10 protein-coding genes are annotated in these 12,334 nt (G+C 60.1%); 8 read left to right on the top strand and 2 right to left on the bottom strand.

Features of this window, described 5'->3' with window-relative positions:
- Positions 1 to 6: 6 nt before the first annotated feature.
- On the bottom strand, positions 7 to 1,743 hold the full coding sequence (locus tag ACYZT5_RS02440) for an IlvD/Edd family dehydratase (protein WP_462049630.1): 1,737 nt from the start codon (positions 1,741 to 1,743) through the stop codon (positions 7 to 9).
- A 193-nt stretch (positions 1,744 to 1,936) separates the two neighbouring features.
- On the opposite strand from ACYZT5_RS02440, the gene ACYZT5_RS02445 reads away from it, so the two are divergent.
- The 4 genes from ACYZT5_RS02445 (at position 1,937) to ACYZT5_RS02460 (ending at position 6,924) form a co-directional block, all read left to right on the top strand.
- Positions 1,937 to 3,259, top strand: a complete 1,323-nt coding sequence (locus ACYZT5_RS02445; protein WP_462049631.1) for an MFS transporter — start codon at positions 1,937 to 1,939, stop codon at positions 3,257 to 3,259.
- A 157-nt stretch (positions 3,260 to 3,416) separates the two neighbouring features.
- The gene (araD1, locus tag ACYZT5_RS02450) at positions 3,417 to 4,409 is read left to right on the top strand and encodes an AraD1 family protein (protein WP_462049632.1); all 993 of its coding nucleotides are present in this window, start codon (positions 3,417 to 3,419) and stop codon (positions 4,407 to 4,409) included.
- A 10-nt stretch (positions 4,410 to 4,419) separates the two neighbouring features.
- Positions 4,420 to 6,003, top strand: a complete 1,584-nt coding sequence (locus tag ACYZT5_RS02455) for an aldehyde dehydrogenase (NADP(+)) (protein WP_462049633.1) — start codon at positions 4,420 to 4,422, stop codon at positions 6,001 to 6,003.
- 147 nt (positions 6,004 to 6,150) lie between these two features.
- The gene (locus ACYZT5_RS02460) at positions 6,151 to 6,924 is read left to right on the top strand and encodes an ABC transporter ATP-binding protein (protein WP_462052172.1); all 774 of its coding nucleotides are present in this window, start codon (positions 6,151 to 6,153) and stop codon (positions 6,922 to 6,924) included.
- A gap of 59 nt (positions 6,925 to 6,983) precedes the next feature.
- Here ACYZT5_RS02460 and ACYZT5_RS02465 read toward each other — a convergent pair whose 3' ends face one another.
- Positions 6,984 to 7,886 carry a LysR family transcriptional regulator gene (locus tag ACYZT5_RS02465; RefSeq protein ID WP_462049634.1) on the bottom strand — a complete coding sequence of 301 codons (903 nt, stop codon included), beginning with the start codon at positions 7,884 to 7,886 and terminating at the stop codon, positions 6,984 to 6,986.
- 149 nt (positions 7,887 to 8,035) lie between these two features.
- Here ACYZT5_RS02465 and ACYZT5_RS02470 point away from each other — a divergent pair, with 149 nt between their 5' ends.
- The 4 genes from ACYZT5_RS02470 (at position 8,036) to ACYZT5_RS02485 (ending at position 12,289) form a co-directional block, all read left to right on the top strand.
- Positions 8,036 to 9,274: an MFS transporter gene (locus ACYZT5_RS02470; RefSeq protein WP_462049635.1), complete on the top strand. Its 1,239-nt coding sequence runs from the start codon at positions 8,036 to 8,038 to the stop codon at positions 9,272 to 9,274.
- A gap of 57 nt (positions 9,275 to 9,331) precedes the next feature.
- Entirely contained in the window at positions 9,332 to 10,186 is an 855-nt protein-coding gene (locus tag ACYZT5_RS02475) for an SDR family NAD(P)-dependent oxidoreductase (protein ID WP_462049636.1), read from the top strand.
- Positions 10,146 to 11,189, top strand: coding sequence for an NAD(P)-dependent oxidoreductase (locus ACYZT5_RS02480; RefSeq protein WP_462049637.1), 1,044 nt, complete (start codon positions 10,146 to 10,148; stop codon positions 11,187 to 11,189). Before ACYZT5_RS02475 ends, ACYZT5_RS02480 begins: the two co-directional genes overlap by 41 nt.
- A gap of 62 nt (positions 11,190 to 11,251) precedes the next feature.
- Positions 11,252 to 12,289, top strand: coding sequence for an aldo/keto reductase (locus ACYZT5_RS02485; protein ID WP_462049638.1), 1,038 nt, complete (start codon positions 11,252 to 11,254; stop codon positions 12,287 to 12,289).
- Positions 12,290 to 12,334 lie beyond the last annotated feature (45 nt).

Consider the following 12,334-nt stretch of genomic DNA (forward strand, 5'->3'; position numbering starts at 1 on the left):
CGGTGATTAGTGGGAGTGGCGGGGGACTTCAGAACCGCGGCAACCGACCAGGAAGTCGAAATCGCACCCCTGATCCGCCTGCAACACATGGTCGATGTACAGCTGACGATAACCACCCACGATCAGTTGCTGCGGTGGTTGCAGATCGGCCATGCGCGCCGCCAGTTCAGCGTCCGGGATGTCCAGGTGTAGACGCCCGTTGGCGCAGTCGAGTTCGATCCAGTCACCTTCCTTCACCGTCGCCAAAGGTCCGCCAGCAGCCGCTTCCGGGGCCACGTGCAGAACGACGGTGCCGTACGCCGTGCCGCTCATGCGCGCATCGGAAATACGCACCATGTCCGTCACGCCCTGGGCCAAAAGCTTGGCCGGCAAGCCCATGTTGCCGACTTCGGCCATGCCCGGATAACCCTTCGGCCCGCAGTTTTTCATCACCAGAATCGAGTTGGCATCCACGTCCAGTTCCGGATCATTGATCCGCGCCTTGTACATGTCGAAGTTCTCGAACACCACCGCACGGCCGCGGTGTTGCATCAGCTCGGCACTGGCGGCGGAGGGCTTGAGCACCGCACCCAGTGGCGCCAGGTTGCCGCGCAATACACAGATCCCGCCGTCGGCGCGGATCGGGTTGTCGAGGGTGCGGATCACTTCGTCCTGGCCGTAGATCGGTGCGTCCTTGGTGTTCTCACCGAGGGTCTTGCCATTGACGGTCAAGGCGTTCGGATTCGGAATCAGGTTGGCTTCACCCAGACGTCGCAGCACCGCTGGCAGGCCGCCGGCGTAGTAGAACTCTTCCATCAGGAAGCGCCCGGACGGTTGCAGGTCGACGATGGTCGGCATGCCGCGACCAATGCGGGTCCAGTCATCGAGGTCCAGTTCCACGCCGATGCGGCCAGCGATGGCTTTCAAGTGGATCACGGCGTTGGTCGAACCACCGATGGCGGCGTTCACGCGGATGGCGTTTTCGAAGGCTTCCTTGGTGAGGATTTTCGACAGCTTCAGGTCTTCGCGAACCATCTCCACCGCGCGCATGCCGGACATGTGCGCCAACACATAACGGCGCGCATCGACGGCTGGAATCGCCGCGTTGTGGGGCAGGGAAGTGCCGAGGGCTTCAGCCATGCAGGCCATGGTCGACGCGGTGCCCATGGTGTTGCAGGTACCGGCCGAGCGGGACATGCCGCCCTCGGCCGCGAGGAAATCGTCGAGGGTGATGGTGCCGGCTTTCACCTGTTCGCTGAGCTGCCAGACCACGGTGCCCGAGCCGATGTCCTGGCCTTTGTGCTTGCCGTTGAGCATTGGCCCGCCGGTGACGACGATCGCCGGTACGTCGCAACTGGCCGCGCCCATCAACAACGCCGGGGTGGTTTTGTCGCAACCGGTCAGCAGCACCACGCCATCGATCGGGTTGCCGCGAATGGCTTCTTCTACGTCCATGCTTGCCAGGTTACGGGTGAGCATGGCGGTCGGGCGCAGGTTCGATTCACCGTTGGAGAACACCGGAAATTCCACCGGGAAGCCCCCGGCCTCGATCACCCCACGTTTGACGTGCTCGGCAATCTGGCGGAAATGCGCGTTGCACGGGGTCAGTTCCGACCAGGTGTTGCAGATGCCGATGATCGGCTTGCCGTGGAATTGGTGGTCGGCGATGCCCTGATTCTTCATCCAGCTGCGGTACATGAAGCCGTTCTTGTCGGCGGTGCCAAACCATTGGGCGGAGCGCAGGGTGGGATTCTTATCAGACATGATCGGTTCTCTTATTGTATGACTATATTATTCGAGCTGAGGCGTAACATAGGCTGTAATTCGACAGTTTGGAAGTGTTGTTGCGTAAATAGTATTACTATATAGTCAATTTCATCGGAGGGATGGCCCTGGCGGTTTTCCGCGAGAGGCGTCCCCCGAGGTTCTATAACAACAACAATCGGAGACCGATCTCATGAGCCAGGAATTGCGGCTTATTCGTCGCATCACGCTGAAACTGATTCCCTTCCTCATCTTGCTGTACCTGATCGCCTATGTGGATCGCTCCGCCGTAGGGTTCGCCAAGCTGCACATGGGCGCCGATATCGGCATCGGTGACGCGGCCTACGGTCTGGGTGCCGGGCTGTTTTTCATTGGCTACTTCCTGTTGGAAATCCCCAGTAACCTGATGCTCGATCGCTTCGGCGCGCGACGCTGGTTTGCGCGGATCATGGTCACCTGGGGCGCCATCACCATCGGCATGGCCTTCGTTCAGGGGCCGCACAGCTTCTACGTGATGCGCTTTCTGCTCGGTGCAGCGGAAGCCGGGTTCTTCCCGGGCGTTCTGTACTACATCACCCAATGGTTCCCGATTCGCCATCGCGGCAAGATCCTTGGGTTGTTCATCCTCTCCCAACCCATCGCGATGATGATCACCGGCCCGGTGTCCGGCGGTTTGCTCGGCATGGACGGCACCCTCGGTCTGCACGGTTGGCAGTGGCTGTTCATTGTGATCGGCACCCCGGCGATCCTGCTGACCTGGCCGGTGCTGCGTTGGCTGCCTGATGGTCCGCGACAAGTGAAATGGATGGATCAAGCCGAGAAGGACTGGCTGGCCGGCGAGCTGAAAAAGGATCTCGAGGCATACGGCCAGACTCGCCACGGCAATCCGTTGCACGCCCTGAAGGACAAACGAGTCTTGTTGCTGGCGCTGTTCTATCTGCCGGTGACCCTGAGCATTTACGGCCTGGGCTTGTGGCTGCCGACTCTAATCAAACAATTCGGTGGCACGGATCTGGTAACTGGCTTCGTGTCGTCTGTGCCGTACATCTTCGGGATCATCGGTTTGCTGATCATTCCGCGCAGTTCCGACCGTTTGAATGATCGCTACGGCCACTTGGCGGTGCTTTACGTGTTGGGTGCCATCGGTCTGTTTCTCAGCGCCTGGCTGACGGTACCGGTGTTGCAACTGGCGGCGCTGTGCCTGGTGGCATTCGCGTTGTTTTCCTGCACCGCGGTGTTCTGGACGTTGCCGGGTCGCTTCTTTGCCGGTGCCAGTGCCGCAGCGGGGATCGCCTTGATCAACTCGGTGGGCAACCTCGGCGGCTACATCGGTCCGTTCGTGATCGGTGCGCTCAAGGAGTACACCGGCAATCTGGCGTCGGGGCTGTATTTCCTTTCGGGTGTGATGGTGTTCGGCCTGGTGTTGACCGGCGTGGTGTATCGCTTGTTGGAGCGCAAGCATGTGTTGCCGGCTGACCAGTTTGCGGCCAGTGCGCGTGGCGCCACCCGCACCTGACACAAAACAGTCAATCACCACCGACTCTGTGGGAGCGGGCTTGCCCGCGATGACGGCGGCACATTCACTATTGATGTGCCAGACAGATCGCTATCGCGGGCAAGCCCACTCCCACAGGGAATGGTGCGCGTTCATGTTCTGCTTACAGGAGAAAATCATGCGTTTAGTTCAGTTCGAATTGAGTAATGGCGAGCGCCGGGTCGGCGTGGTCGAGGACGGTCTGGTGCGCGAAGTTCAGGACGCGCGCACGGTTCGCGACCTGGCGTTGGCGGCGATCGAGGCGGGCGTCAATCTTGAGCAACAGGTACAAACCCTGGGGCTGGGTATCAGCTACGACTACGCCGAGTTGCTGGCCAAGCTGCGCATCCTGCCGCCGCTGGATCACCCGGATCCGGCGCACATGCTGGTCAGCGGTACCGGCCTGACCCATCTGGGCAGCGCTTCGGCCCGGGACAAGATGCATCAGCAGGTCGGTGACGAAGCCGCAATGACCGACTCCATGCGTATCTTCAAGTGGGGCGTGGAGGGCGGGCAACCGGCAGCGGGGCAGGCTGGCGCGCAACCTGAATGGTTCTACAAGGGCGACGGCAGCATCGTCGTGCGTCCGGGCCAACCGTTCCCGCTGCCGCCATTCGCCGAAGATGCCGGTGAAGAGCCCGAGATAAGCGGTCTCTATGTCATCGGTCAGGACGGTAAACCGTATCGCCTCGGTTTCGCGGTCGGCAACGAGTTCTCCGATCACGTGATGGAGCGCACGAACTACCTCTACCTGGCCCATTCGAAATTGCGCAGTTGCAGTTATGGTCCGGAGCTGCGGGTCGGTGAACTGCCACAGCATCTGGCCGGCACCAGTCGCATTCTGCGCGACGGCGAAGTGCTGTGGCAGAACGAGTTTCTCAGTGGCGAAGGGAACATGTGCCATAGCCTTGCGAACCTTGAGTACCACCATTTCAAGTACAGCCAGTTCCTGCGTCCGGGTGATGTGCACATTCACTTTTTCGGCACCGCGACCCTGTCTTTTGCCGACGGTATCCGCACCCAGCCGGGTGACGTGTTCGAGATCAGCCAGGCCGAGTTCGGCGCACCGTTGATCAATGGCATCGCACCGGTTGAAGCGGCATTCGAACCGGGCACCGTCGGCACCCTTTAAGGAGACACGCATGAGCCAGATTCTTGGTCACAACTACATCGGCGGTCAGCGCAGCGCGGCCGGCACTATCGTCTTCAAAAGCGTTGATGCCAGCACGGGCGATAACCTGCCTTACAGTTTCCACCAGGCCACTTTTGAAGAGGTCGACCGTGCAGCATTGGCGGCCGCTGGCGCCTACCCGGTCTACCGCAGCCTGAGCGCAGCCAACCGTGCCGAGTTCCTCGACGCTATCGCCGATGAACTGGACGCCCTCGGTGATGACTTTGTCTCGCTGGTCTGCCGTGAAACCGCGTTGCCCGCCGCTCGTATTCAAGGCGAACGCGGTCGCACCAGCGGCCAGATGCGCCTGTTCGCCAACGTGCTGCGTCGCGGTGATTTCTACGGTGCGCGGATCGATCAGGCACTGCCTGAGCGTAAACCGCTGCCGCGTCCGGATCTTCGCCAGTACCGCATCGGCCTCGGACCGGTCGCCGTGTTTGGCGCCAGTAACTTTCCCTTGGCGTTTTCCACCGCCGGCGGCGACACCGCTTCGGCATTGGCGGCTGGCTGCCCGGTGGTGTTCAAAGCCCACAGCGGCCACATGGCAACTGCCGAGCTGGTAGCGGACGCGATCATTCGCGCGGCGGAAAAAACCGGCATGCCGGCCGGCGTGTTCAACATGATCTACGGCGGCGGGGTTGGCGGAGCGCTGGTCAAGCACCCGGCGATTAAGGCGGTCGGTTTTACCGGTTCGCTCAAGGGTGGCCGAGCGTTGTGCGACATGGCGGCAACACGTCCGCAGCCAATCCCGGTGTTCGCCGAGATGTCGAGCATTAACCCGGTGATCCTTTTGCCGCAGGCGCTGGACGCTCGGGCAGAAAGCATCGCCCGCGACCTGACCGCTTCGGTGGTTCAGGGCTGCGGTCAGTTCTGCACCAACCCGGGTCTGGTGATCGGCCTTCGTTCGCCGCAGTTCAGCGCGTTCGTGCAGCAGGTGGCCGGGCTGATGGGTGATCAACCGGCGCAAACCATGCTCAACGCCGGGACCTTGAACAGCTATGGCCAAGGTCTGCAAAAGTTGCTTGCCCATCCCGGCATCGAGCATTTGGCCGGCAGCCCGCAAGCAGGGAATCAAGCCCAGCCACAACTGTTCAATGCTGATGTCAGCCTGCTGACCAATGGCGATGAAGTGCTGCAAGAGGAAGTGTTCGGCCCGACCACGGTGTTCGTTGAAGTGGCGGATCAGGCACAACTCAGTGCCGCGTTGAACGGCCTGCACGGGCAGCTGACGGCGACGATCATTGGCGAGCCGGCGGACTTCGAGCAGTTCGGTGAGCTGACGCCATTGCTGGAACAGAAGGTCGGACGGATCCTGCTCAACGGGTATCCGACCGGTGTGGAAGTCTGTGATTCGATGGTCCACGGCGGGCCGTATCCGGCGACTTCCGACGCTCGGGGCACGTCGGTGGGCACCTTGGCCATCGACCGTTTCCTGCGCCCGGTGTGCTTCCAGAACTACCCCGACAGCCTGCTGCCGGATGCGTTGAAGAATGGCAATCCGCTGCGCATTCAGCGCCTGGTGGATGGCCTACCGTCCCGTGAAATCCTGTACTGATCATTCCCATGCTTTGCGTCATTAGTGTCCCGTAACAATAAGAGGGGGAGCTTGGTCACTTCGCTCCCTCTTTTTCTGCCTGCCTCCAACCCATGCAAACAGGTCGTTGCCCGCAGCAAGAGACCAACCGCTCATAAAGGCAAAACGATGATCGAGTTGAACCAAGTCACCGCCTATCAACAACAGACCCAGGTGTTTGATCGGATCTCACTGAAAATCGACTACAACGAACGCGTCGCCATCCTCGGACCCAATGGGGCAGGCAAAAGCACACTGTTGAAACTGATCAACCGCGAGATCCATCCCGTCGACCAGACAGGCAGCTCTCTCAAGCTGTTTGGTAATGAAAGGGTCAACCTTTGGGACCTGCGCAGCAAGATCGGCTTTGTCTCGCAGGACCTGCAGGAGGATTACACCCCCTATACCTCGGCGCTGGATGTTGTCACCTCAGGTTTTTTTGGCGCTATAGGTGCGCATGATCATCTGCAACCCTCTGATGATCAGGTCGCGCTGGCACGAGATCTCATGGCGCAACTGGGCATGTCTATCGATGAACAATGCATGTTCCAACGCCTGTCCACAGGGCAAAAACGCCGCCTGTTACTGGCCCGCGCGCTGGTTCACGATCCGCAGGCATTGATCCTCGATGAGCCCACCAGAGGCCTCGACATGGGGGCGAGCCTGGGTTTGCTGAAGCTGATGCGCCGCTTCTGTGGCGAAGGCCGGGCGATGATTATTACCACTCACCACATTGACGAAATAATTCCCGAGATTGATCGCGTGGTGTTGATCAGCGAAGGGCAAGTGGTAGCCGATGGTCCCAAGAGCGAGATCTTGACCAGCGATAACCTTTCGGATCTGTATCAGACCGACCTGGAAGTTTCCGAGCAGTATGGTTGGTATGGATGCTGGCACAGTTGAGGTGGGCCACAATTGGAGTAGCAACGGGCCCCTTGTGTAAGGGGCTCGCTCAAGGAGTGTTACAGGTGGGCCGATCTGATGACTTCGATCAGTTGTCTTAATCCAGGGTGGACCTGCCGGCGACTGGGGTAATACATAACCATAGGTTCACTGGTGGAGGCCCATGACGGCAGTACCACCTCCAGGCGTCCATCAGCTATTTGCTGGGCCACACGAAGTTCCAGGCAGTAAGCGAGGCCCAAGCCATCGATGGCGGCGTCCAGGGCGATATCCGTTTCATTCACAATGACTGGGCCGGGCACATCGATTTCACAAGTGTCATCGCCGTCGCCGAGTTCCCACTTGTAGATAGAGTTATCGCCGATCCGGATTCTTATGCATTCGTGCTGCAGTAGATCCTCCGGTTTTTCCGGGCGTCCGTGTCGCTCCAAGTACAGCGGGGAGCCCACAACAACCCATTTCAAAGGTTTGGTCAGTGGCACAGCGACCAGGTCCTGAGGAACAGTCGCACCGTAACGTATGCCGGCGTCGAATCCTGCCTTGATGATGTCGACCATGTTGTCGTCGACAATGATTTCAAGCTTGATATCGGGATAGGTCTGGCAAAAGCGGGTCACGATCGGCCCCAGCAACAAGCGCGATGCATCACGGGGCACATTGAGTCGCAACCTTCCCATAGGGGCATTGCGATACCGCTCCAGTTCACCCATGGCCGCTTCTATTTGCCCGAATCCTTGTTCCAGACCTTCTACCAGCGCACTGCCGGCAGCCGTCGGCACGACGGAGCGACTGGTGCGATTGAGCAGCTTGACGCCCAATCGATTTTCCAGATTACGCATGGCATGGCTGAGGGCTGACGTTGACACGCCCAGTTCCGCCGCGGCGAAACGAAAACTGCGGCGTCGGCAGATGACGGAGAAGACATTCAAATCAGCTAGATCGGCTCTGGATAAAGCAGGCATTAGGCGAGTTCTCGTGACGGGTATATGAAGGCGTGTGGAATAACGCCTCATCGGCTCATTGAAATTTATTCAACGATACTTGCGTTAAGATCATCTTGCACGAAATCGTTGATTCCAGACTTCTGTTTTATCCAATACCGCGAGTGTCTATGTCCCACGTTGATAGCAAACTGCTTGATGAATCTTCAGGCGATGGGGTGGTGTCGCCCCAGCAAAGTCGCACGAGTCAACGTCTTGCTGTCCTCGCTCTGGGTGTGGGTGGATTTGCCATTGGTACTGGCGAATTCGTGATTATGGGTTTGTTGCCTGATGCGGCAAAGGACCTCGCTATTTCCATTCCAGAAGCTGGCCACCTTATAAGTTTCTACGCTCTGGGCGTGGTCATTGGGGCTCCCTTGCTGGCCGTTGTGGGAGGGCAATGGGCCCGCCGCAATTTCCTGATCGGGCTGATGGCAGTCTTCGCGATAGGCAATTTTGTCAGTGCACTGGCACCGTCCTATCAGTCGATGCTCATTGCCCGTCTGCTCACAGGCTTTCCCCACGGCACCTATTTTGGCGTGGCAGCGTTGGTCGCTGCTGGTTTGGTGGAGCGCGAGCGACGAACGCAAGCGGTAGCGATGGTGCTGATGGGCCTGACGTTGGCGACGTTGCTCGGCGTACCAGCAACGGCGGCAGTGGGGCAGTGGTTTGGCTGGCGGACCGCCTTCTTGGTCGTAGGCCTCATAGCGCTGCTCGCTGCGGTACTGATCTGGCGTTTTGTGCCGTACGCTCCGGGAAATCGATCGTCCAGCCCTCTGCGTGAGCTTTCAGCGCTCAATCGCGGTCAGGTCTGGCTGACGCTCCTCATCGGCGCCATCGGTTTCGGGGGGATGTTCTCGGTCTTCAGCTATGTAAAACCGACCATGATAGAGCTGACACATTTGCCCGAGGCAGTTGTGCCGATGGTGCTGGCTTTGTTCGGTGCTGGAATGGTTGTCGGCAACCTCGTTGGCTCCAGACTCGCCGACCGGGCGCTCTTGCCCACCATCGGTGGACTACTGGTCTGGGCGACTGCGGTGCTGACACTCTTTGTATTCACCGCCAGCAACCCATGGCTGGCTCCGATCAATGTGTTCCTGGTAGGCACTTTGATTGCCTTGGGCCCTTGTTTGCAAACTCGTCTGATGGATGTGGCAGGTGAAGCTCAGACGCTGGCGGCTGCCTTGAATCATTCGGCTTTCAATGCGGCCAACGCGCTGGGTGCATGGCTGGGCGGGGTGACCATTTCCGCCGGTTTTGGCTGGGCCTCGACAGGCTGGGTGGGCGCGCTGCTGGCATTGGGGGGACTGGGTGTATTTGCGGTTTCCATGATGTGGGCGAGCGATACGGACAACCGCGTAGCCGTGTGAGGGAGCAATTGTTTTTCTTTTCTAACGCCGGAAATCGGCTCTAAACCAGGATTTCAAATGACTCATCCTGCATTGACTCCAGGTGCTGTTGCGGTAATTACCGGCGGCGCCGCCGGCATCGGCCTGGCTGCGGCCAAGCGCTTCGCTCGGCAAGGGCTGCGCATCTGCATTGCCGATCTCGGGAGCCAGCGTCTTGCGAAGGCTGTCGAAGAAGTCTGCGCATTGGCTGCGAACGGCATTCAGGACGTTTTTGCTATTGAAGCGGACGTCAGTCGTGTCGAAGACCTGTGTCGTCTGCAAGCGGCTGTTCGGGAGCGCTTCGGCGGTACGGATGTATTGATGAATAACGCCGGTGTTCAGCCCGGCAGCGGGATGTTCGGTCCTGCGCAAAATTGGCAGCGTGTCCTGGGTGTCAACTTGTGGGGTGTGATTCATGGCACGCAGGTGTTCGTCCCCGAGATGATTGAGCGCGGTCGTCCGGGCCTCGTAATCAATACGGGTTCCAAGCAAGGCATCACCACTCCGCCCGGTGATCCTGCGTACAACGTTTCGAAAGCAGGCCTCAAAGCGTTTACCGAAGCGTTGCAGCATGAGCTGCGTAACACCGCGAACGGACAGATCAGCGCGCATCTGTTGATCCCGGGCTTTGTGTTCACAGAGTTGTCTCGCAATGGCCGTAGCGAAAAACCCGCCGGAGCCTGGACGCCCGAGGAGACCGTCGACTTCATGATGGAGCGACTCGATGCGGGAGATTTCTACATCCTCTGCCCGGACAACGACGTACCTCGTTCATTGGATGAACAGCGCATTCTTTGGGCAGCAGGCGACGTTGTCGAGAACCGCCCGGCACTGTCGCGTTGGCATCCGGACCATGCTGCAGCATTCGACGCGCTCATCAAACGACAGGGCTGAACCAGCGCGCAAGCCCGAACACTCCGTTTCGCATAACGCCGTGCTGAGCGGCGCAACCGATGAATTCACGCTGGCGGCATCCGCCGGGCGTCCGACACCAATGAAGAGGACTGCAGTCATGAAGGTAGGTTTCATAGGACTGGGGCGCATGGGCGCCGGTATGGCCGCGAACCTCGTGAAGGCCGGCCATGACGTGACCGTTTTCAATCGCAGCCGCGCGAAGGCGGACGAGGTCGTGGCACTAGGAGCAAGGGCTGCCGCGACCGTGGCAGAGGCCTGCCAGGGCGAGGTGGTCATGACGATGCTCGCTAATGACGAAGCCGTCGAGAGCGTGGTCTTCGGCGAGGACGGCGTGCTCGCGAGCCTTGCTGAAGGCTCGATCCACATCTCGGCGAGCACGATCAGCGTCGCCCTGTCGCGCCGACTTTCGCAGAGCCACGCATTAAAGGGGCAGCGCTATGTTGCAGCGCCGGTCTTCGGACGCCCGGAGGCCGCGGCCGCTGGCCAGCTCTTCGTCGTTGCGGGCGGCACCGATGATGCGATCCGTGACGCCACGCCGCTGTTCGATGCCATCGGCAAGCAGACGGTCAACATGTCCGACACGCCAAGCCTGGCCAATCTGGTGAAACTCAGCGGCAATTTCCTGATCGCTTCAGTGATCGAGTCACTCGGCGAAGCAATGGCGCTGGTCGGGAAGGCGGGTATCGACCGGCACCAATATCTCGAGCTGCTGACGTCCTCGCTATTCAATGTCCCGGTTTACAAAATCTATGGCGGGTTGATCGCGGCGGAGCAGTTCGAACCGGCGGGCTTCGCCGCGCCGCTCGGACAGAAGGACATTCGGTTGACGCTCGCCGCCGCCGAGGAACTGTGCGTGCCCATGCCGCTCGCCAGCCTCTTGCGCGACCGATTCCTGACGCTGATGGCGCATGGCGGTGAAACGCTGGATTGGTCGGCGATCGGCCATCTGCCCGCGAAAGATGCCGGCGAGGGATCGAGATGATCGGACTCGACCGAAAGTGAGCGGCGCCCTTCAGGATTCCTGAACATACCTTGGAGAATACAGTGGAACAGATTGAAATCGGCTCGTCCGGACTGAAGACGTCGCGCATTGGCCTCGGCACCTGGGCGATCGGCGGATGGAAGTGGGGGGGCACCGACAAACAGCAGGCCATCGCCACCATCCGCTTGGCGGTGGAGCGCGGGGTGACGCTGATCGACACCGCGCCGGTCTATGGCTTCGGCAATTCTGAAGAGATCGTGGGCAAGGCGCTCGGCGGGGGCCTGCGGGACAAGGTGCAGATCGCGACCAAGGCTGGCCTCGTTTGGAAAGACGGCAAGGTCTATCGCGATTCCCGGCCTGCGCGTCTCATCGAGGAAGTCGAGGATTCGCTGCGGCGGCTTGGCACCGACGCCATTGACCTCTACCAGATCCATTGGCCGGATTTGGAGACGCCGTTCGAGGAAACCGCATTGGCTCTCGAGAAGCTGCGCCTCGCGGGCAAGATTCGGGCGATCGGCGTCAGTAATTTCTCGCCGGCGCAGATGGATGCTTTCCGCGCCGTTGCCAGGGTCGACGCCGTTCAGCCACCGTACAATTTGTTCGAGCGGGAGATGGAAGTCGACGTGCTCCCGTATGCCAACAAGACAGGTCTTACGGTCTTGAGCTATGGCGCGCTCTGTCGCGGGCTTCTCTCCGGCAGGATGAGCGCATCCACCACGTTCGACGGCGACGATCTACGAAAGGTCGATCCGAAATTCCAGGGCGATCGCTTCTCGCACTATCTCGCCGCCGTAGATGAACTCGCCGCCCTGGCGCGGCAGCGTTTCGGCAAATCCGTGCTCGCGCTCGCCGTGAGGTGGGTGCTCGACCAGGGGCCGACAATCGCGCTGTGGGGCGCGCGCCGCCCGGATCAACTCGACCCGATCGGCGAGATCGATGGTTGGCAAATCGACGAGGCGAGCAAGCGCGAGATCGACGCTATTCTCGCGCGCTGTATCAAGAGTCCGGTTTCTCCCGCCTTCATGGCCCCGCCACTGACGCGGCCTGAGCTCGGGCTCGATGTTACCCGAGCTTGTCAACAGGCCTTGGCAGGCCGTTGAAAAAACCGACTCCAACAGCCCCAGCCCGCCAGATTTGATGTTTTT

It is taken from the genome of Pseudomonas sp. LB3P14 (genome assembly GCF_054898045.1).

Coding starts and splice junctions, on each gene's coding strand:
- ACYZT5_RS02440 (WP_462049630.1), bottom strand. CDS start 1,743: ATGTCTGATAAGAATCCCACCCTGCGCTCCGCCCAATGGTTTGGCACC.
- ACYZT5_RS02445 (WP_462049631.1), top strand. CDS start 1,937: ATGAGCCAGGAATTGCGGCTTATTCGTCGCATCACGCTGAAACTGATT.
- araD1 (WP_462049632.1), top strand. CDS start 3,417: ATGCGTTTAGTTCAGTTCGAATTGAGTAATGGCGAGCGCCGGGTCGGC.
- ACYZT5_RS02455 (WP_462049633.1), top strand. CDS start 4,420: ATGAGCCAGATTCTTGGTCACAACTACATCGGCGGTCAGCGCAGCGCG.
- ACYZT5_RS02460 (WP_462052172.1), top strand. CDS start 6,151: ATGATCGAGTTGAACCAAGTCACCGCCTATCAACAACAGACCCAGGTG.
- ACYZT5_RS02465 (WP_462049634.1), bottom strand. CDS start 7,886: ATGCCTGCTTTATCCAGAGCCGATCTAGCTGATTTGAATGTCTTCTCC.
- ACYZT5_RS02470 (WP_462049635.1), top strand. CDS start 8,036: ATGTCCCACGTTGATAGCAAACTGCTTGATGAATCTTCAGGCGATGGG.
- ACYZT5_RS02475 (WP_462049636.1), top strand. CDS start 9,332: ATGACTCATCCTGCATTGACTCCAGGTGCTGTTGCGGTAATTACCGGC.
- ACYZT5_RS02480 (WP_462049637.1), top strand. CDS start 10,146: ATGCTGCAGCATTCGACGCGCTCATCAAACGACAGGGCTGAACCAGCG.